This is a genomic window from Shimia sp. NS0008-38b, from assembly GCF_040370365.1.
Classification (GTDB): domain Bacteria; phylum Pseudomonadota; class Alphaproteobacteria; order Rhodobacterales; family Rhodobacteraceae; genus Shimia.
This window is the reverse complement of record NZ_BAABWQ010000003.1, coordinates 473,148-493,020: the sequence shown is the minus strand read 5'-3', so window position 1 is coordinate 493,020 and position 19,873 is coordinate 473,148. Positions and strand designations below refer to the sequence as shown.

The following is a 19,873-nucleotide window of genomic DNA, read 5'->3' as shown; positions in this document are numbered from 1 at the left end:
TTACACATGGAAACCTATTCCTTATTGCGTGAGTTTGCGGACAGCTGGATGCTTTTGTTCCTGTTTGGGTTCTTCATGGCAATAGTGTTTTGGGTGTTTCGCCCTGGTGCCAACAAAGAACACCGCGAGTCGGCCAACATCCCTTTTCGCCATGACGACAAACCCGCCACGAACGAGGAGGCGCGGACATGAGCAAGATGAAAAAATACGACGACGATCCAAACACCACTGGTCATGAGTGGGACGGAATCGAAGAGTTCGACAATCCGATGCCACGATGGTGGCTGTGGGTGTTCTACGCCACTATTGTCTGGGCCATTGGTTACTCAATCGCCTACCCAGCTTGGCCCGGTATCAGCAGTGCGACGGCGGGAGTTCTGGGCTGGTCTACTCGGGCCAATGTGGCTGCCGATATTCAAGCAGCCGAAGACAAACTGGCCCCGATCAATGCTAAGCTGGAAGCCGCAGAGCTGACTTCTATTGCTACGGATGCAGAGCTGGGCCCTTATGCGGTATCGGCGGGGGATGCGGTTTTTAAAACTTGGTGCGCTCAATGTCATGGTTCGGGTGCGGCTGGTGCGGTGGGATATCCGAACCTCTTGGACAACGCCTGGCTTTGGGGCGGTGATGTCGAAAACATCTACCTGACCATCAAACACGGAATTCGCAACGAAGAGGACGACGATGCGCGTTACTCGGAAATGCCTGCTTTTGGTGACCTTCTTGAAAAAGAAGAGATCGACCAAGTGGTGAACTTCGTGATGTCGCTCTCTGGTGAGGCGATTGATACAGCGCAAGTGGCTGCAGGCGCAGTTGTCTATGAAGACAATTGTTCAGTCTGTCACATGGAAGATGGCACAGGCGATCGAGAACAAGGCGCACCTAACCTTGCGGACGCAATCTGGCTCTATGGTGGAGACTACGAGACCATCAAGGAGACAGTGACCTATAGCCGTTACGGGGTCATGCCTGCCTGGTCAGAACGCTTGTCTGAAGCCCAAGTGAGAGCCGTTTCCGCGTATGTTCACCAGCTCGGAGGCGGTGAATAAGGGCTGGCATTTCATGTGGTTCAATAAGTTGGCCGCTCCAATAGATTGGGGCGGCCGCATCTTTGATAAAGGCAGAAAAAGTTTCAGCCGTTTGACCGAGATCAAGTTTTAGAGTCCCCAAAGTCAGTACATTTTTCTAACAGGCATTGCGGCGCAAACGCTATTGCCTGTCGCCCGGCGCAAAGCCGTACGGGCATTGGGTGCTGGCCTTTCCGTCCTGTTCGCGCGTTTCCTGGAAAGGCTGGCACTCACACCCGCGATCCTCTCGTACTAATTTGCAGTGTTTGTCTTGGATCGAGCGTCTCTGATGCTTAGGTTTCGATGCAACACAGGAGACGGCATTGCAAAAGCAGCTTCGATACCCAGCGCACAAATCCACCCCGGTACTTCTGGAAAGCGAAGGCATATCGACTGAGCGCGTTTTGAGGCGCTGCGGCTTGCCCCAAAGTCTGTTTGAGACGGACACGCGAGGCCTTACCGCAGTGCAGTGTTTTGCTCTCTGGGAGGCGATGTTCGCGGAGGCGAATGACCCGGAGTTAGCGGTCAAGATGGCGCGAAAAGTTGCGCAAGGCCCATTTATCCCAGCCGTATTTGCCTTCTCCTGCAGCCCCAACATTGCCACTGGTTTACAGCGACTTGCGGTTTTCAAACCTTTGGTCGCTCCGATCCGTTTGATCGTCACGGAAACGGAACACCTTGTCATATTGGAACTTGATGTGGCGGAACCAGGGTTGCGCATGCCCGATTGTTTGGCGGCGTTTGAAATGGTCTATTTTCTGGAACTGGGCCGGACATTCACCGGGGTGGATTTTGTACCTTTGGAAGTTGGTCTGCCCGATCTTGTGCAACATCAAGATGTATATGATCGCCATTTTGGGCGGCAAGCGGTCGTAAGCCGGCTGCCGCGCTTAACAATGACCAGAGAGGATGCTTATCGTCCGTTGATATCCGAAAACCCTCAACTTTGGTCTGGATTTGAACGCGAGCTTCGGAGGCAACTTGCTGAACAACAGCGCAACACGTCGATGTCATTGCGCGTGCGCAACGCGCTTTTGGAACTGCTCCCTGCTGGGCAGGCGTCAGTGGATGCGGTTTGTGGGCGGCTTGTGACAAGCCGCCGCAGCTTACAACGCCACCTGAGCCGTGAGGGACTGACATTTCAGTCTGTGCTGGATCATACGCGCTCTGATTTGTCTCTGCATTACCTTCGACAGGGCGACATGAGTGTTGAAGAAATCTCTTATTTACTTGCATATCGAGACCCAAATTCTTTCTATCGCGCGTTTCACAATTGGACTGGTCGTACTCCCGCGCAGGTGCGTGGGGAGCTGCAAGAAAGATTCGCTTGAAGCTCAGACAGCTCTGAATTTGTCTGTGACAAAGATGACTCGGAGATGTGGCATTTGACTCATGTCAATGTTTTGACGTCCTATGGCTGAGACAAGACAGAAAAACTCTATTCCCAACATACGAGTGATTCCGTGAGCAAAAGCCCCGCCCCCTCTCTTTATGCGGCACGAGAGCCAATTTTTCCAAAGCGCGTGTACGGTCCGTTCCGCAATATGAAATGGATCATCATGGCAGTTACGTTGGGAATCTACTACCTGACGCCATGGTTGCGGTGGGATCGGGGGCCAAGCCTGCCCGACCAAGCCGTGTTGATCGATATGGCAAACCGCCGTTTCTTCTTTTTCATGATTGAGATTTGGCCACATGAATTCTACTTCGTGGCCGGTTTGCTGATCATGGCAGGTCTTGGACTGTTCCTGTTTACCTCTGCTTTGGGGCGGGTTTGGTGCGGCTATGCCTGTCCACAAACCGTTTGGACGGATCTTTTCATACTCGTGGAACGCTGGATTGAAGGCGACCGCAACGCCCGGCTACGGCTTCATCGGCAAAAGAATTTGGATTTTCGCAAGGTGCGCCTGCGGGCGACAAAGTGGGTCACTTGGATGGTGATCGCCATGGCGACCGGTGGTGCTTGGGTGTTCTATTTTGCGGATGCTCCCACCTTGGCTGTCAATCTTGTTACAGGGGCGGCACATCCAGCGGCTTACACCACGATCGCCATTTTAACGTTCACCACCTTCTTGTTTGGCGGCTTCGCGCGTGAGCAGATCTGCATCTATGCTTGTCCGTGGCCGCGGATTCAGGCGGCCATGATGGATGAGGATACCCTCACTATTGGATACCGTGAATGGCGGGGCGAGCCGCGTGGCAAAGGGCGCCGGAGTGAGACCAGCGAGCTTGGAGACTGTATCGACTGTATGGCGTGTGTGAATGTATGCCCTGTGGGGATCGACATCCGCGATGGTCAGCAGATGGAGTGCATCACCTGTGGTTTGTGTATCGATGCTTGCGATGATGTCATGGACAAGATCGGTAAGCCGCGTGGGTTGATTGACTACCTGGCCCTATCTGACGAGGACCGCGAGCGATCTGGCGAGCCGCCGCGCGGCGTTTGGAAACACATCTTTCGGCCAAGGACCATCATGTACACCTCCTTGTGGTCTCTGGTAGGCATAGCCTTGGTGGTGGCGCTGTTTATGCGTTCAGACATTGAGGCCACAGTGGCTCCCATTCGCAATCCGACGTTTGTGACCCTGTCTGACGGTTCTATTCGCAACACCTACGAGGTCCGGCTGCGAAACAAACATGGTGAAAATCGAATGTTTCGTATTTCAGTCAAAGGCGATCCGTCCTTGCGGGTGCATCTTGAGGGTACGCCTTATGAAGCTGTGGAGGTCGAAGCAGATCAAATGAAAATACAGCGGGTCTATGTGATCGCGCCTGCGGGCTCAGTGCCCGCGACAAGTCACACATCGCCTTTCCGTTTTTGGTTCGAAGACACCGGAAACGGAGATCGCGTTCACAAAGACACGATTTTTAACGGAAAGGGCCAATGATGGCCGAACAACAAGCTGAGAAAAAATTCACGGGCTTCCACTTCTTGATGATTTTTGTGTGCGCGTTTGGGGTAATCATTGCCGTGAACATCACATTGGCATGGCAGGCTGTTGCAACGTTCCCGGGCCTTGAGGTCAAGAATTCTTACGTGGCCAGTCAGGAGTTTGATCAGCGACGGGACGCGCAAGAGGCTTTGGGCTGGACAGTATCAGCGAAGTCGTCTGGCGGGTTGCTGATCTTGTCGATCATCGATGTAGACGGACGCCCTGTTCAAGTGAGCAATTTACAAGCGGTGCTGGGTAGGGCCACCCATGTTCAGGACGATCGGGAGCCTGATTTTCAGTTCGATGGCAAAGCTTATGTCGCGCGTGAAGAGCTAAAGCCGGGAAACTGGAACATTCGCATGAAGGCTACGGCGCTTGATGGCACGGCATTTGAGCAGCGGGTTGTGCTGCGAATCGAGAAAAGTTGACCGATGACGGCTGTGGCGCGCGCTCATCTCTCGGCCTGTCCCGCCTGCGATGCCGTTCCCGCGGCGCAGGCCTTGGCAGATCATGCGCAAACAGAACAGGAGGCCCGTATCGCGTTGTCGGTGCCGGGTGTGCATTGCGCCGCCTGCATTGCCACGGTTGAACGTGCTTTGGAGGCGTATCCCAATGTTACGTCCGCACGGGTCAACCTGACTCTTAAGCGCGCATCGGTAGAAGCCGGGGCTGAAATCACCGCCTCGGATTTGGTCTCCGTATTGGCGGCTGTCGGATATGAGGCGCATGAGCTCGATGCCGGAACGCTCAGTGCGACGCAAAATGACAAGGCTGGGCGCGATCTGTTGATGCGATTGGCGGTGGCGGGTTTTGCTTCGATGAATGTGATGCTTTTGTCGGTCTCCGTTTGGTCCGGGGCTGAGGCTGCAACACGTGATTTGTTTCATTGGATTTCTGCGGCGATTGCTCTTCCGACCATCCTTTTTTCCGGCAAGCCGTTTTTTGTTCATGCTTGGAGTGCACTAAAGCACCGACGTTTGAACATGGATGTGCCGATTGTCTTGGCCATTGTTTTAGCCGTTGTCACATCGCTTTGGGAAACGAGTCTATCCGGCGAGCATGCCTACTTCGATGCTGCGTTGACTTTGGTGTTCTTCCTGTTGGGCGGGCGCTATCTGGATCACCGCACAAGGGCGGTCGCACGCTCTGCTGCTGAGGAACTGGCGGCTCTCGAGGTGCCACGTGCGTTTCGAGTCGTAAATGGGCGGGAAGAGAGCGTCGCAGTGCGAGATTTGCAGGTCGGTGACGTGATCTTGGTGCGCCCCGGCGGGCGCATGCCAGTGGATGGTGAGATTCTAGAGGGGCAATCAGAGCTGGATCGCTCGTTGCTGACTGGAGAAACTTTGCCCGTCTTTGCAGAGCCTGGTCAGACTGTGAGCGCTGGCGAAGTAAATTTGACCGGCCCGCTGATGATCCGCGCTAGTGCGGTAGGTGAACAAACCAGTCTGCATCGTATGGCGGATCTGGTGGCTGTGGCTGAATCTGGTCGATCCAACTACACGTCTTTGGCGGATAAGGCAGCCAAGCTCTATGCTCCCGGTGTGCATATCCTGTCTGCGCTGAGTTTTGTCGGCTGGTACCTTTATACCTTCGATGTGCGCACAGCACTCAATATTGCAGCGGCAGTATTGATCATCACCTGTCCCTGTGCACTGGGATTGGCGGTGCCAGCCGTGACGACGGCCGCTTCTGGTCGCTTGTTTCGTAAAGGTATGCTTGTCAAACACAGTACTGCGCTTGAACGCATGGCCCAGGTGGACACCGTGGTGTTTGACAAGACGGGCACGCTGACGGCTGGGACGCCAAAGCTTATCAATCTCGACGCGTTTGATTCAGAAACCTTGTCCATCGCACTGGCTCTATCACGGGTGTCTGCACACCCTTTGAGCGTGGCCCTGACCCAAGCGGCACAAATGGCTGGGGTGGAGCCTGCGGCGGTGCAGAAGCTGCAAGAGGTGCCCGGATATGGTACGCAAGGCCTATACAATGGCGATCTGGTACGACTGGGGCGTGCCAGCTGGGTTGGCGCATCAAATGAAGGCTCAACAGCAGCCTACCTTAGCATAGCGGGTAAGGTTTCAGAGGGCTTCGTGTTTGAAGATTCACTGCGGGCTGGTGCTGAAGAGGCCGTGACGGCTTTACGTGAAGGCGGCAAAGACATTGTCTTGATCTCTGGGGACAGCTCTGATGCGGTACGGGCTTTGGCTGAGAAACTGGGCATAGCAAATTGGGAAGCAGAAGCGCTTCCCGAAGACAAAGCAAAGCGCATTCAGGCACTTTCTGAGAAAGGCCGGTATGTTTTGATGGTTGGCGATGGACTTAACGATACGGCAGCATTGGCCGCGGCGCATGTGTCCATTTCTCCGGCATCGGCCTTGGATGCCGCGCGCGTGGCCTCCGATATCGTGCTGCTGGGTGGAGATTTGTCACCGATCCCGATGGCGATCGAGACGGCGCAAAGTGCAACAGGACGCATCCGTGAAAACTTCCGTATCGCCACGATATATAACATCGTTGCTGTTCCCTTGGCCGTGGCTGGATTGGCGACGCCTTTGATTGCGGCATTGGCGATGTCACTGTCGTCGATTACAGTGTCGCTAAACGCGTTGCGCCTGAGGTAATGAGATGCAAGTTCTGTCTTACTTGATACCGGTTTCGCTCTTGTTGGGCGGTGTGGGCCTCGCAGCATTTCTGTATACGGTGCGGTCAAACCAATATGATGATCCCGAAGGAAATGCGCATCGCATTTTGTCTGGGCAATACGATGACAAACCCAAATCGTAATATAGCGGGCACGGGTTCAAATGAAAAACGCCTTCCGCTGATGTCAGGGGAAGGCGTTTGTATCTAACTTCGCTGGGAAACCTATCAGCCGGGCCCCAATGTATAACACGTGATTTGGCGTGCCTGTAGACGGCGACAGGCGAGATCGGCGGTGTCTTTGGAGAGCCCCATAAAGTTAGCTTCAAATCCACGCGAATTTTTCACGACTTTGCGTAAGCTTCCGTCAAGCGTCGCCATCTCAGCGAGCGCAGTCTTTAAGAGCATTTTTTCGGCTGCATAGCGGCTGTTGTATCGACCCACGTTGATCCCCCAATGGCGACCGCCCGCGGTTGAAATGCGGGTGACCACTTTGGGCTGGGGGGGCGGTGTTGCCTCTTCCTGATGGCTGGCGAGAGTGATACTGCCATCATCTTGTGCCTGTAAAAGGGCAGATTGAATGTCATGTTCGATAAGCTCTGCACTTGCGACAACAGAGGCTTCGGCAATGGCGGCTCCAGCCACCACGGATGGTTGCGCTTCGGCGGTCTGCGAAGGGCGCAATCTTGGGCGCAGAGACTTCTTGACTGCAGTAGTGACGCGAATGGTTTTTCCCGTTGCTTTGTTGCTGCCTTGATATCCTGGAAGTGCGGGTTTGCGCAGAGCGACACGTGTCGCAGATCTGCCAAAGCCGAGATCCAGAAGCTCGGCCACTTTTGCGTTGCGAGTCGCTGTGGAGCGCCCCCCAAAAACGGTCGCGATCACTCGTTTGTTGCCACGCTCGGCGGACGCCACAAGGTTGAAGCCAGCAGCACGAGTATATCCGGTTTTGATCCCATCTGCGCCACGGTAGGCAGCAAGCAAGCGCCGGTTGGTGTTGTTGACAGTCTTAATTCCCGCGCTTGTAGAGCGGCGAGAGAACAAATTGTAGTATTCGGGGTAGTCGTAAAGCACGTGGCGTCCAAGTGTGGTCATGTCTCGTGCGGTGGACATGTGGCCGCTTTCCGTCAGCCCATGGGCATTCTTGAATGTTGTATTGGACATGCCGAGTGCTTTTGCTGTGCGATTCATTCGGCGGGCAAAGGCCGCCTCTGACCCTTCGATAGCCTCTCCGATCGCAGTGGCAGCATCGTTTGCAGACTTTACTGCGGCAGCACGGATAAGATAGCGGAAGGCAATCCGTTGTCCTGATTGAAGTCCGAGCTTCGAGGGAGGTTCGGCCGCCGCATTTTTGGAAATTTTGACCTTGGTGTCTAGACTAATCTCGCCGTTCTCCACGGCCTCAAAAGCGATGTAGAGAGTCATCATCTTGGTCAAAGACGCCGGATGAAGACGGGTGTCGGCGTTGCGACTGTGCAGAACTTTTCCGTCCCGAGCGTCCACCACCATAGCTGCATAGGGCGCCGCAGTGGTCGCCATCGGCGCCATTGCCACACAGAATGCAAGCATTGTCAAAAATAGCCCGAAACGGGCCGGCTGTATGTGCCGCACCTTCACTTGAACTGCCCTTTGTCTGCCTCTGGTCGCCGATTTTTCGGTCTGACCTTTATTATTGAGGTCAGGCTAGCACAGGGCCCGCATCGAATAAAGCGAATGTTTCTAGCAGCTTTCGCGCCCGTTCAATCGCGTTGGAAGATGTTGTGCCTCCCAAAAGCCAATCCCCTAAAGCTGTCGTTTTATGGCGTTAGCCCACGCTGTCAATAATCGGTAAAACTTCTGATAGTGACGAAAGCGCCACAAATCTCTTGTTGTTTTGAGGAATCTCAGCGGTCTCCAATGCCCATGGCTCGCCATTTGGTATGTGTGCGGCCCAGCTTCCAGCGTCCAATGCGGGTACAACGTCTGAGCGCAGAGAATCCCCGATCATCATCGCTCTGTCAGCCCCGTCTGCGTATCGTGCAAATGTGCGCGCGTAGACGTCCTCCGTCTTGTGGCTCACGATTTCGATCCAATCAAACAAATCACCAAGCCCTGATTGCGCAAGCTTACGTTCCTGATCCAGAAGATCACCTTTGGTGATCAAAATGAGCCTGTATGAACTGGCAAGAGCTTCAACCACTTGCTGCACGTCAGGCAGTAAATCGATCGGGTGTTCCAGCATATCTCGACCACAGGACATGAGTTCGGCGATGACTGACGCCGGAACTCTTTCTTCGGTTACTTCAATGGCGGTTTCAATCATAGACAATACAAACCCCTTCACTCCGAAGCCGTAATGTCCGACGTTGCGGCGTTCGGCAGCAAGCAAGCGATCTTCGAGGTGTTCAGGGTCGGCGAAATCCGACAAAAGGTCCGCGAAACGCACTTGGGTTAGTCGAAAGAAGCGCTCCGTATGCCAAAGGGTATCGTCCGCATCAAAGGCGATTGTGGTCAGCAATTTGGGCATGAAAAAGATCCGATTGTTCCAGACCTCTTTTCTAAAGCCAACTTCAGGTTATATAAACACGAAACCACAGACCGGATTCTCGTGACTATGCCATTTTCGAACGTACAGATGTCCATGGGTGATGACGACGGGGGTGACCTTGGTGTCGCGCTCGAAACCCGTGTGCGCACGAAAAAGCCTCCGCTTTATAAAGTGTTGCTTTTGAATGATGACTATACGCCGATGGAGTTTGTTGTTCATGTGCTGGAGCGTTTCTTTGCTATGACCCATGCGCAGGCCTTTGAAATCATGCTGACGGTGCACAAGAAGGGAGTGGCTGTCGTAGGTGTTTTCAGCCATGAAATTGCGGAAACCAAAGTCACGCAAGTGATGGATCTGGCTCAGCGACACCAACATCCTTTGCAATGCACCATGGAGAAGGAGTGACCGGCTCAGGCTGGTCGACCTAAGAGCTATGTCTCAAAATAGATTGTCTTTGGCCGTTCAAGAGCACGGCCTGAACCTCCCGTCCGATGCACGGGTGGCCATTTTTGCTCCGTATGTCGGATATGACGTGCACGCCGTTTCTCGGGAGCAATGTGATATCATTCAACCGCTAAAGCCGGTGTATGACGCCTATGAAGGCGCTGGTTACAACGTCAAAGTGGTTGAGGAGGGGCTCTACACTACAGCGATTGTTGTGTTGCCACGCGCCAAAGAGCAAGCGCGCGATCTGATTGCGCGTGCCGTAAAGTGCGCTGACCTGGTCATCGTTGATGGCCAAAAGACGGATGGTGTCGATAGTCTTTTCAAAGAATGCCGCAAGCGTGGTGAGATTTTGGGAAGTTTTGCGAAATCACACGGGCGCTTGTTTTGGTTTTCCGGCGGTGATTTCTCTGATTGGCAGGCGGGCCCTGCCACTCAAATCGAAGGTGGTTTCGAAACCCGCCCTGGAGTCTTCAGTGCAGACGCGGTTGATCCGGCATCTGAAATGTTGGCGGAGGTATTACCCGCAAAGTTAGGGCGTGTCGTAGCTGATTTGGGTGCGGGTTGGGGGTATCTTTCCAAACGTGTCTTAGAGCGTGACGGAGTTGAGGTTTTGCATTTGGTCGAAGCTGATCACGTGGCTCTGAGTTGTGCCGAGGTGAATGTTCAGGACAAACGCGCTCAGTTTCATTGGGCAGATGCCACAAACTTCAAACCGGGTCATCGCGTTGAAACTGTCGTCATGAACCCACCGTTTCATACCGGCCGCAAAGCGGACCCGGATCTGGGCAAAGCCTTCATTACAGCTGCGGCCAAAATGATGGCACCGTCCGGGCACCTTTGGATGGTGGCCAACCGACACTTGCCGTATGAGGCGACGTTGCGTGAGTCTTTCCAAGAGGTGGAAGATGTTGGCGGTGACACCCGTTTCAAGGTATTGCATGCACAGCGCCCAACTCGTGTTCGTAGGTGAAACTGCACATATGGGCTATTCTGACAGCGTGATGGGGATCGTAGATGTCATTTTCAATCGCAGGTAAGACTGCCATTATCACCGGGTCTGCCAATGGTATCGGTTTGGCAATTGGTCGGCATTTTGTCGAGCACGGTGCCAATGTCATGTTCGCGGACATGGACGAAAAAAGCCTATGCGCGGAGTTTGGTGAGCGTCCGGAAGACGGCAACGTGCGCTATTTCGCCGGAGATTTGCGCGAAAAGCTGACCATCAAAAACTTGATCTCTGCTACAATTGATGCGTTTGAGCAGGTCGATATCCTCATCAATGGCTGTCGTCAGGTGACAACCAGCGATCCACTCAACCCCGATGATGCCTCTGTTGAACTCATGCTGCAGCAAAACCTGATGACCTCTCTCAAGCTCAGTCAGATGGTCGCAAAGCGCATGATCAAACAGGCCGACGGTAAAGAAGACGGCGCGGCTGGGGCCATTGTGAATCTTTCCTCGATTGCCGCGCAGAGATCGCAACCTGATTTGCTGGGATATTCGATCGCCACAGCGGCTTTGGATCAAATGACGCGTGCCATGGCCGTTGCCTTGGCACCAGAACGTATTCGCGTGAATGCAGTGGCGATTGGGTCAGTCATGTCGGCCAGCCTTCAGACTGCGCTGAAAGACAATCACGACTGCCGAAATGAGATTGAGCAACACACACCGTTGGGTCGCATTGCCTCTCCTGGCGAGCTTGCGGATGCAGTTCAGTTCCTTTCTTCGGAGGCCTCTGGCTTTATGACAGGGCAAATTGTGACTGTGGACGGCGGCCGCTCTTTGCTGGATACGGTTAGTACGCCCGCCCATTGATGCGGCACTTTGGCGGGGGCGAGCATCTGGTCTGCACTGGCAGCTGATGATAGGCCCCCACCGAACACTTGTGGAGGCTGAGATGAGCGGACAGATGGACAGCGAAAAGCAAACGGCCAGCGCGTGGTTTCGCTGTTTGCGCGACGAGATTGTCACGACTTTTGAAGGTCTTGAAGCAAGCCACACCACAGGACCTTTTTCAGACCAACCGATAGGACAATTTGAAGTCAGCAAGACCACGCGCGCAAGCGCGGACGGATCTGATGCGGGTGGCGGCCTAATGTCGGTGATGCGCGGCGGACGGGTGTTTGAGAAAGTGGGTGTAAATGTGTCCACGGTATATGGTCAATTGAGTGAGCGCGCTCAGGTGGCCATGGCGGCGCGCAAGGGCTTGCCGGGCATGAAGGATGATCCCCGGTTCTGGGCTGCGGGCATCAGCCTTGTGGCGCATATGCAAAACCCCCACTGCCCAGCTGTACATATGAACACGCGGATGTTTTGGACACCGCATGGGTGGTGGTTTGGTGGTGGTTCGGATTTGAATCCCTGCTTGGAGTATGATGAGGATACAGCCCATTTTCACGCTGTTCAGAAGACACATTGCGACAGGTATGATGACACGCAGTACCCTCGGCTAAAGGCTTGGGCGGACGAGTATTTCTACATTCCTCACCGCAACCGTGCACGGGGTGTTGGCGGCATATTTTTGGACGATCACAACACCGGAGATTGGGCCTCAGATTTTGCATTTATTCAGGAAATAGGCCGCGCGTTTCTTCCGGCCTTTGTGCCGCTGGTGGAGAAACGGCGGGGCGAGGCTTTCGGGGATGCCGAGAAAGACGCACAGTTGCAGCACCGCGGTCTCTATGCTGAGTACAATTTGGTCTATGATCGCGGTACCAAGTTTGGCCTCGAGACAGGGCATGATGCCAATGCTGTGCTGATGAGCCTGCCCCCAATGGCAAAATGGGTGTGACGCGACAAAACCGCAGAAACCGCGTGTCTTTGAGCAAGCTGAGGCAGGCCAGTGGCTAGGCGCGGTTCCCGTGCCGGATGTTGCTGCAAAGAACTGCGTGGGCCGCCTCGATTTCCGCGAGACTGCCGCGGATGGCCGTGATTTCTTTCGAACAACTTTTTAGACGTATGCGAAGCGCTGCTTTGCCCTGTGGCATGTCTGCGCGGCGCACATAGATACTCTTGATTTCATTGAGTTTCAGGCTGCGTTTTCCCTTTGTCCGATCACGTCGGTTGAGGGCCGCGATTTCGATAGACTTGGACTTTGAATCAAATCGGATCTCGGCGCGGTGGCCTTTGATAGCAAAGCGATAAGCCGCCATGCCGATGAGGGCGAAAGCAACAGACAGCAACGTCTTTGATAGCATCGGATCTCCCACAAAATTTGCGTCTGGGAAACTCCATTGCACAAAGGCGCTTAGGATAAATAGGACACCCACAAAACGGAGCACCGTTTCGGTGTTGTTGTTGTGGCGGAACTCACCATCCGTTTCGCGCACGCAAAGGCCGGTGTCCATCGGGGTGGATTGCAGCGTGTCCCAGCTGTCTACGTCAATAGTGCCACTTTGGGCCAAAGGGGTCATGAGATCTGTCCTCTGTGTCGCTCACGAGAACAGGATCGTTTCAAAACATGGCAAAATCGTGGAAGCAATGGCGCTGTTAAAAGGAACCTAACCTCGGGTTAGCCTTGGTTTCGCCAGTCAAAAAAACCCACACCACCTTGAGCTAACAATTTGGCTGCCATGGCTTTTCCGAGCTCAGCGCCGTCTTCCACGGCAGCGGATGTGTCATCCTTAAGGCTTTCTGAGCCATCTGGACGAAGAACCTCACCGCGCAACCGGAGGGTAGTGCCGTCGAGTTCCGCTAGGGCGGCTATTGGTGTTTCGCAAGAACCGTCCAGCGCCGCAAGGAACGCCCGCTCTGCTGCCAGACGTTGACTGGTTGGCGTGTCGTGCAGGGCTTCGAGTAGCGCAGCAGTGTTCATATCTGATGCACGCCGTTCAATTCCGATGGCGCCTTGAGCAACCGCTGGCAGCATGTCTTCAGGTTCAATGGCCGTTGTTGCGACATGCGCCATATTCAAGCGATTTAGGCCTGCCATCGCAAGGAAGGTGCAGTCTGCCACGTTGTCTGACAGCTTTTTGAGGCGAGTCTGTACGTTTCCACGAAACTCTACAACTTTGAGGTCGTTGCGATAATTCAACAGTTGGGACCGACGACGTAGGCTTGACGTGCCGACAACAGCCCCTTCAGGCAGATCGGCCAAAGAGGTGTGGTTTGGTGAAACAAAGGCGTCGCGTGTGTCTTCGCGGGGCAAGTAGGTATCCAACAGGAGGCCCTCAGGCTGTGCCACGGGCATGTCCTTCATGGAGTGAACCGCTATGTCAATGCGCCCGGCAACAAGCGCTTCTTCGATCTCCTTGGTGAAAAGGCCCTTACCACCGAGCTCTTTAAGCGGTTTGTCCTTGGCGATGAGCTGTGCATTGTCCCCAGAGGTTGTGATGACCACGATCTCAAAGGATTCCTCGTCGCGATCGAAGGCTTTCATCAGTCTGCGACGGGTTTCAAAGGCTTGAGCAAGCGCAAGCGGGGAACCACGGGTGCCAATTTTCAGCGTCGAGTCGGGATTGGGCAAAGTCAGTCTCATGCCCGCAGGGATAGCCGCGACAGGGTGTCCTGACAAGCGCTGTGGTCTTGACTTCTTGTCGCTGTTGCCAGACCACAAACACGCAACACTTGAGGGGACAGGCATGGCCGAGAAGACGATCTTGCGGGCGCTGGCAGGCGAAACATTGGAAACGCCGCCAATCTGGATGATGCGACAGGCCGGTCGCTACCTGCCCGAGTATCGCGCCACGCGTGCGCAAGCGGGAGACTTTCTAAGTCTTTGTTATAACAGCAAATTAGCGGCTGAAGTGACGCTGCAACCTATCCGGCGTTACGGATTTGACGCGTCTATTTTATTTGCCGACATTCTGTTGTTGCCGCAGGCGTTGGGGGCGGATTTGTGGTTTGTGACTGGTGAGGGGCCGCGGCTTTCCACCATTGAAACACAAGCGGACTTTGACAAGCTTAATGCCGCGAGCGCGATTCATGAAACGTTGAACCCGATTTATGAAACCGTCCGCATTTTGCGTCAGGAGCTGCCAAAGGAGACCACGTTGATCGGGTTTGCCGGCGCGCCTTGGACGGTTGCGACCTATATGGTGGCGGGCCGTGGCACGCCAGATCAAGGACCCGCGCATAAGCTAAAGGACGAAAACCCAGAGCTGTTTGGTGCCATCATTGACCGTCTGGTCGAGGGAACTGTGGATTATCTGTCCAAGCAAATCGAGGCAGGCGCCGAGGTTGTGAAGCTGTTTGACAGTTGGGCCGGGTCGCTGAAAGGGGCGGATTTTGACCGCTATGCACTTGAGCCCACAAAGAAAATCATTTCCGAGCTTAAGGCTCGGCATCCAGACACACCCATCATCGCATTCCCACGTGGTGCCGGGGAACGCTATGTTGGGTTTGCCAAAGCAACCGGCGCGGATTGCGTGGCGCTGGATGATGGTGTGACGCCCGAATGGGCGGCGGCCAATGTGCAGGTTGATGGCTGTGTACAGGGCAACCTGAAGTCGTCACATATGGTGACAGGAGGTCAGGATTTGGTCGATGAGACCCGCAAAATTATGGCTGCATTGGGCAATGGACCGCATATTTTCAACCTTGGCCACGGCATTACACCGGATGCGGATCCTGAAAACGTTAAGCTGATGATTGACACTGTACGGGGTCGCTAACCACGATTTCGAACGTTGGTATCGCGTCGGTATTGCGACTGTTTCACAGAGGTGCGCCTGCGGCGCGCCTCTTTTGCGTTAAGGGACCGCGCGTTGCAGGGCCGATTTTTGCGTAAGCTCGGCCAAAATCTCTTTGGTGTGCTGTCCGCGTTTGGGAGCGGGGTTGATGGATGCCGTCTGTCCCTCAAAGCGTGGTGCGGGGGCGGGTTGCAGATGGCCATTTGTGTGATGCCAGACATGGCGTGCGGACATATGCGGGGACTGCGCACTTTCTTCGGGCGAAAGCACAACCGCGACGCAGGCATCTGAGCCAGAGAAAAGATCATCCCAATGCTGGCGCGGCTCTGAGAGAAACAGATCGGCGAGGCGGGTGGTGAGTTTGGGCCAAAGTGCGCGGTCATGTTGTTTGGCAAATTCGGGGTCATCGGAGAAGTTCAGCTTTGCAAGGAAACTTGCATAGAATTGAGGCTCCAGACATTGCACGGAAACAAACCCGCCATCAGCGCAGGCGTAGCTTCGTGACCAATGGGGGCCATCCAGCAGGCTGTGGCCGCGCTCCATCGAGAGGCCGCCGGCTTGGCGCAGCGCCATCAACAGCGCCATCATATGGGCGGAACCGTCGACGATGGCGGCGTCGACCACGGTGCCATGTCCCGTGGCACGGGCGTTGAGGATGCCCGACAGAATGCCGATGACGAGATACAGCGCGCCACCGCCGATGTCTCCGACCAGCGTGGCCGGGCTGATCGGGGGGGAGCCGGGCTCAGAGGCGTACCAAAGTGCGCCAGATTGGGCGATGTAGTTGAGATCATGCCCGGCCGTGTCGGCACGCGGACCAGATTGGCCCCAGCCCGTCATGCGGCCATAGACCAACGTCGGGTTCTCAGCGTGACACTCGGCGGGCCCAAGTCCGAGGCGTTCCATCACACCGGGGCGGAAGCCTTCGATCAATGCGTCGGCCGTGGCGATGAGTTGTTTCGCGGTGTCCAGATCGGCGGGGTCTTTGAGGTCAAGTGCAATGGAGCGTTTGCCACGATCCAGCACGCTTTGGTCGGCGGTGATGCTGCTGCCGCCTTTGCGGTGGATGGTGATGACATCTGCACCAAGGTCGGCCAAATGCATGGCGGCGAAAGGGCCGGGGCCGAGGCCTTCGATTTCGATAACGCGTGTGCCGTGCAGCATGGTTTTCTCCATATTCTGATCAGACGCCAACGGGGCGTGGCGGGCTAAGTGCGAAAGGCCATTGTTGCTTGCCCAACACGCGCGCGCTTTGTCTGTTGTCGTGCCCCATCAGTCGATGTCCAAGGACCGGGCAATCACTTCTTTCATGATTTCATTGGTGCCGCCGTAGATTTTTTGCACACGTGCATCGGTGTAGAGCTCGCTGATGGGATATTCGGACATGTAGCCATAGCCGCCGTGCAGCTGCAGACATTCGTCGACAATTTCGCATTGGGTTTGGGTGCCCCACCATTTGGCCATGGCGGCTTTCTCTGCGGTGAGCTGACCGGCGTCGAGTTCGGCCAAACATTGATCACAAAACGCCGCGAGCAGTTCAATTTTGGTGGCGCATTCGGCCAGCTTGAAGCGGGTGTTTTGGAAATCCATCACCCTTTGACCAAAGGCTTTGCGCTCTTTCACATAAGCCAACGTGTGCTCCAGCGCGCATTGCGATGCACCAAGGGCCATGTAGCCAAGGATCAAACGCTCCCACGGCAGTTGCTGCATCAGTTGAATGAAACCTTGGCCTTCTTCTGTGCCAATCAGGTTGGTGAGCGGCACACGCACATCGGTGAAGGAGAGCTCAGCGGTGTCGTTGCGCTTCATACCCATTTTCTTGAGTCGGCGGCCCACAGCGAAGCCTTCGAGGTCTTTGGTGTCCACCACGATCAGCGACACACCGCGGCCTTTGGCCGTGGGGTCGGTTTTGGCGACCAGCACAATGAGATCGGCGGTGGCGCCGTTGGTGATGAAGGTTTTTGAGCCATTGATGAGATATTCGTTGCCATTGCGGATGGCCGTGGTCTTGACCGCTTGCAGGTCAGAGCCGGTGCCGGGTTCGGTCATGGCGATCGCGGCGATTTTATCGCCTGTCGCCAGATCCGGCAGCCAACGGGCTTTTTGTTCTTCGGTGCCAAAGGACGTGATGTAATGCGCAGCGATGTTGTGCACCGAGACGCCCCAGCCGCTGTCGCCCGCTTTGGTTTGCTCTAGAAATGTCACCGCATCAAAGTGGCGCGACAGACCGAGGCCGCCGTGTTCTTCGGGGAAAGTGGCACCAAGAATGCCAAGTGCACCGGCCTTTTGCCACAGCGATTTGGGGATAACACCCGCCTCGGTCCAAGCGTCTTTGTTGGGGGTGACCTCTTCATCAAAGAAGCGTTTGACGGTGTCGGAGAAGGCGGTGTGGTCTTCGGTCATCCACATGTGATTGGGCATTTGGCTGTTCCTTGTCAGACACGAGGGGCGCGGGCGACCCTGGGTGGGTGCGAAGCGCCCTCCCGTGGGGAGGGTCGGGCGCGCCCCGGCGATGCCGGGGCAAAGGAGTTAGGGCGTGCCGCAGATTTGGGCTTCGCCGCGCAGGGTTTGGGTGCCATCGTCGATGTGGGCGGCGAGTTTCACGGTAAGCGTGATTTGGCCTTTGTCCTCCACACGATCAATCACTGCGCCGGTGCAGGTGAGGGTGGCGCCCACCGGGGTGATGGCGGTGAAACGGCACGACAAGCTTTGTAGGCGAGATTGGCCCGCCCAGTTGACCGCAACACGCCCAAGTTGCGCCATGGACAGCATGCCATGGGCAAAGACATCGTCCATCCCCGCCTGATGGGCAAAATCGATGTCGATGTGGATCGGGTTGTGATCGCCGGAGGCCCCGGCATAGAGCGCAAGTGTGCTGCGTGTGATTGGCCCGAAAGTGAGCGGGGGAAGCGTGTCGCCGATGTCGGCTGTTTGGGGTGTCACAGTCAAAGTTTCTCTCCCCTAGCCCAGACGATGGATCATGGCACGCGTGGCGGTGACGCGCGGGCCGCGTTCTGCGTGGCTGATGCGGGTGGTGACATGGGCGATTTCCAGTTTGCCGCCTTTGGCATCGGTGAAATCGGTGATCTCGTTCTCGACCAGCACGGTGTCCCCGGCAAACATCGGGCCGTGGTAGGTGTAGGCCTCAGTGCCATGCAGCAGGACCCGCAGATCCGCTTTGATCAGATCTATGATGTCGGGCAGGCCTTGGCGCAAAGCCTGCTGGCCTGCAAAGGCGCCAATCGCCACGGCATAGGTGGCTGGTGCAAGGATGTCGGGATGACCTGCCGCCACTGCGGCCTGTGTGTCAAAGTAGATCGGGTCACTTTCGCCAATGGTTTCGGCAAAAAACGCCAGTGCGCCATGTTCCAACGTGACGGCGACAGCTGGGGTCACGTGGCCTTTGGTTGTGCGGTCAAAAATACCCATGTCGATTACGCCGCCTGATACAGCGTTACGACGCAGGCACCACCAAGGCCAAGGTTGTGCTGCAACGCGGTGCGTGCACCGTCAACCTGACGGGCCTCTGCGGTGCCGCGCAGCTGATGGGTCAACTCGTAACATTGTGCCAATCCAGTGGCGCCCAGGGGATGGCCCTTGGATAGCAGGCCGCCAGAGGGGTTGGTCACAAAGGTGCCGCCATAGGTGTTGTTGCCATCAGCAATGAATTTCTGTGCAGTCCCTTCCGGAGTGAGACCAAGACCTTCATAGGTGATCAGCTCGTTGTGCGCGAAACAGTCGTGCAGCTCGACCACATCGACATCTGCGATGGCGATGCCGGAGGTTTCCTGAACTTGCTGAGCGGCGGCGGCGGTCATGTCGTAACCGACAACCTGCATCATATCGCGGCTCTCAAAGGTAGAGGCGTAGTCGGTGGTCATGGCTTGGGCTTTGATCTGCACCGTTGTGTCGAGGCCATGTTTGGTGGCGAAGCTTCTGGAACAGAGGATTGCAGCAGCACCGCCACAGGTTGGTGGGCAGGCCATCAGGCGGGTCATCACACCGTCCCACATGACCGGAGCGGCCAGGACTTGATCCTCGGTCAGCTCTTGCGCAAAGAGCGCCAGTGGATTGCGCGAAGCATGACGAGAGGCTTTGGCGCGAATTTTGGCGAAGTCTTTGAGTTCGGTCCCATATTTTTCCATATGAGATTTGCCAGCCCCGCCGAAGTAGCGCAGCGCAAGGGGCACCTCGGCGTGTCCCACAAGCGTGTCGCAGGCGGCGTCAAAGTCATCAAATGGTGTGGGTCTGTCGGTCCAGTGAGAGGTGAGCGCGCCGGGTTGCATTTGCTCAAACCCGACCGCAAGCACACAATCGGCGATGCCACTTTCGATGGCTTGACGTGCCATATACAGCGCGGTCGAGCCCGTGGAGCAATTGTTGTTCACATTGATGATTGGGATGCCGGACATGCCGACGTGATACAGCGCCTTTTGTCCGCAAGTGCTGTCACCATAGACGTAGCCTGCATAGGCCTGTTGTATATCATCGTAGTTGAGACCGGCGTCTTTCAGGGCAGCACGTACCGCAGCGGCCCCCATTTGATCATAGCTGTCTGATGCACCCGGCTTGGCAAATTTGATCATGCCGACACCGGCAACAATTGTGTCGTGTCTCATTGGTCGTCCT

Annotated in this window: 21 protein-coding genes; 12 read left to right on the top strand and 9 right to left on the bottom strand. The window is 55.6% G+C overall.

Annotated features, from left to right (window positions below):
- Positions 1-6 precede the first annotated feature (6 nt).
- From ABWV47_RS14485 to ccoS, 7 genes are all read left to right on the top strand, one after another.
- Positions 7-192 carry a cbb3-type cytochrome oxidase subunit 3 gene (locus tag ABWV47_RS14485; RefSeq protein WP_353313023.1) on the top strand — a complete coding sequence of 62 codons (186 nt, stop codon included), beginning with the start codon at positions 7-9 and terminating at the stop codon, positions 190-192.
- On the top strand, positions 189-1,049 hold the full coding sequence (gene ccoP / locus ABWV47_RS14480) for a cytochrome-c oxidase, cbb3-type subunit III (protein WP_353313021.1): 861 nt from the start codon (positions 189-191) through the stop codon (positions 1,047-1,049). The genes ABWV47_RS14485 and ccoP overlap by 4 nt, the downstream gene beginning before the upstream one ends.
- A gap of 341 nt (positions 1,050-1,390) precedes the next feature.
- Positions 1,391-2,398 (top strand): helix-turn-helix domain-containing protein, encoded by a 1,008-nt coding sequence (locus ABWV47_RS14475; RefSeq protein ID WP_353313019.1) that lies wholly within the window; start codon positions 1,391-1,393, stop codon positions 2,396-2,398.
- Positions 2,399-2,530: 132 nt separating this feature from the next.
- Complete coding sequence (gene ccoG / locus ABWV47_RS14470) at positions 2,531-3,955, top strand: cytochrome c oxidase accessory protein CcoG (RefSeq protein ID WP_353313017.1); 1,425 nt, start codon at positions 2,531-2,533, stop codon at positions 3,953-3,955.
- Positions 3,955-4,428: a FixH family protein gene (locus ABWV47_RS14465; protein ID WP_353313890.1), complete on the top strand. Its 474-nt coding sequence runs from the start codon at positions 3,955-3,957 to the stop codon at positions 4,426-4,428. The genes ccoG and ABWV47_RS14465 overlap by 1 nt, the downstream gene beginning before the upstream one ends.
- 3 nt (positions 4,429-4,431) lie before the next feature.
- A complete protein-coding gene (locus tag ABWV47_RS14460) occupies positions 4,432-6,621 on the top strand; it encodes a heavy metal translocating P-type ATPase (RefSeq protein ID WP_353313015.1) in 2,190 nt (729 codons plus the stop codon).
- A 4-nt stretch (positions 6,622-6,625) separates the two neighbouring features.
- The gene (gene ccoS, locus ABWV47_RS14455; protein WP_353313013.1) at positions 6,626-6,784 is read left to right on the top strand and encodes a cbb3-type cytochrome oxidase assembly protein CcoS; all 159 of its coding nucleotides are present in this window, start codon (positions 6,626-6,628) and stop codon (positions 6,782-6,784) included.
- Positions 6,785-6,868: 84 nt separating this feature from the next.
- Here ccoS and ABWV47_RS14450 read toward each other — a convergent pair whose 3' ends face one another.
- Positions 6,869-8,209, bottom strand: coding sequence for a D-alanyl-D-alanine carboxypeptidase family protein (locus ABWV47_RS14450; RefSeq protein ID WP_353313888.1), 1,341 nt, complete (start codon positions 8,207-8,209; stop codon positions 6,869-6,871).
- A 235-nt stretch (positions 8,210-8,444) separates the two neighbouring features.
- Entirely contained in the window at positions 8,445-9,146 is a 702-nt protein-coding gene (locus tag ABWV47_RS14445; RefSeq protein ID WP_353313011.1) for an HAD family hydrolase, read from the bottom strand.
- A 108-nt stretch (positions 9,147-9,254) separates the two neighbouring features.
- On the opposite strand from ABWV47_RS14445, the gene clpS reads away from it, so the two are divergent.
- From clpS to hemF, 4 genes are all read left to right on the top strand, one after another.
- The gene (gene clpS, locus ABWV47_RS14440) at positions 9,255-9,572 is read left to right on the top strand and encodes an ATP-dependent Clp protease adapter ClpS (protein WP_502959716.1); all 318 of its coding nucleotides are present in this window, start codon (positions 9,255-9,257) and stop codon (positions 9,570-9,572) included.
- A gap of 28 nt (positions 9,573-9,600) precedes the next feature.
- Positions 9,601-10,584, top strand: coding sequence for a class I SAM-dependent methyltransferase (locus tag ABWV47_RS14435; protein ID WP_353313007.1), 984 nt, complete (start codon positions 9,601-9,603; stop codon positions 10,582-10,584).
- 44 nt (positions 10,585-10,628) lie between these two features.
- The gene (locus ABWV47_RS14430; RefSeq protein WP_353313005.1) at positions 10,629-11,429 is read left to right on the top strand and encodes an SDR family NAD(P)-dependent oxidoreductase; all 801 of its coding nucleotides are present in this window, start codon (positions 10,629-10,631) and stop codon (positions 11,427-11,429) included.
- Positions 11,430-11,511: 82 nt separating this feature from the next.
- Complete coding sequence (hemF, locus tag ABWV47_RS14425; protein ID WP_353313003.1) at positions 11,512-12,405, top strand: oxygen-dependent coproporphyrinogen oxidase; 894 nt, start codon at positions 11,512-11,514, stop codon at positions 12,403-12,405.
- 55 nt (positions 12,406-12,460) lie between these two features.
- On the opposite strand, the gene ABWV47_RS14420 is transcribed toward hemF, so the two are convergent.
- Positions 12,461-13,027, bottom strand: a complete 567-nt coding sequence (locus tag ABWV47_RS14420; RefSeq protein ID WP_353313001.1) for a hypothetical protein — start codon at positions 13,025-13,027, stop codon at positions 12,461-12,463.
- A 98-nt stretch (positions 13,028-13,125) separates the two neighbouring features.
- The gene (gene hemC, locus ABWV47_RS14415; protein ID WP_353312999.1) at positions 13,126-14,091 is read right to left on the bottom strand and encodes a hydroxymethylbilane synthase; all 966 of its coding nucleotides are present in this window, start codon (positions 14,089-14,091) and stop codon (positions 13,126-13,128) included.
- 103 nt (positions 14,092-14,194) lie between these two features.
- On the opposite strand from hemC, the gene hemE reads away from it, so the two are divergent.
- On the top strand, positions 14,195-15,226 hold the full coding sequence (hemE, locus tag ABWV47_RS14410; RefSeq protein ID WP_353312997.1) for a uroporphyrinogen decarboxylase: 1,032 nt from the start codon (positions 14,195-14,197) through the stop codon (positions 15,224-15,226).
- 78 nt (positions 15,227-15,304) lie between these two features.
- Here hemE and ABWV47_RS14405 read toward each other — a convergent pair whose 3' ends face one another.
- From ABWV47_RS14405 to ABWV47_RS14385, 5 genes are all read right to left on the bottom strand, one after another.
- Positions 15,305-16,408, bottom strand: coding sequence for a CaiB/BaiF CoA transferase family protein (locus ABWV47_RS14405; protein WP_353312995.1), 1,104 nt, complete (start codon positions 16,406-16,408; stop codon positions 15,305-15,307).
- A gap of 108 nt (positions 16,409-16,516) precedes the next feature.
- Positions 16,517-17,665, bottom strand: coding sequence for an acyl-CoA dehydrogenase family protein (locus ABWV47_RS14400; protein WP_353312993.1), 1,149 nt, complete (start codon positions 17,663-17,665; stop codon positions 16,517-16,519).
- Positions 17,666-17,773: 108 nt separating this feature from the next.
- Entirely contained in the window at positions 17,774-18,187 is a 414-nt protein-coding gene (locus ABWV47_RS14395) for a MaoC family dehydratase (RefSeq protein ID WP_353313886.1), read from the bottom strand.
- A gap of 18 nt (positions 18,188-18,205) precedes the next feature.
- A complete protein-coding gene (locus ABWV47_RS14390) occupies positions 18,206-18,673 on the bottom strand; it encodes an FAS1-like dehydratase domain-containing protein (RefSeq protein WP_353312991.1) in 468 nt (155 codons plus the stop codon).
- A 5-nt stretch (positions 18,674-18,678) separates the two neighbouring features.
- Complete coding sequence (locus ABWV47_RS14385) at positions 18,679-19,863, bottom strand: lipid-transfer protein (protein ID WP_353312989.1); 1,185 nt, start codon at positions 19,861-19,863, stop codon at positions 18,679-18,681.
- Positions 19,864-19,873 lie beyond the last annotated feature (10 nt).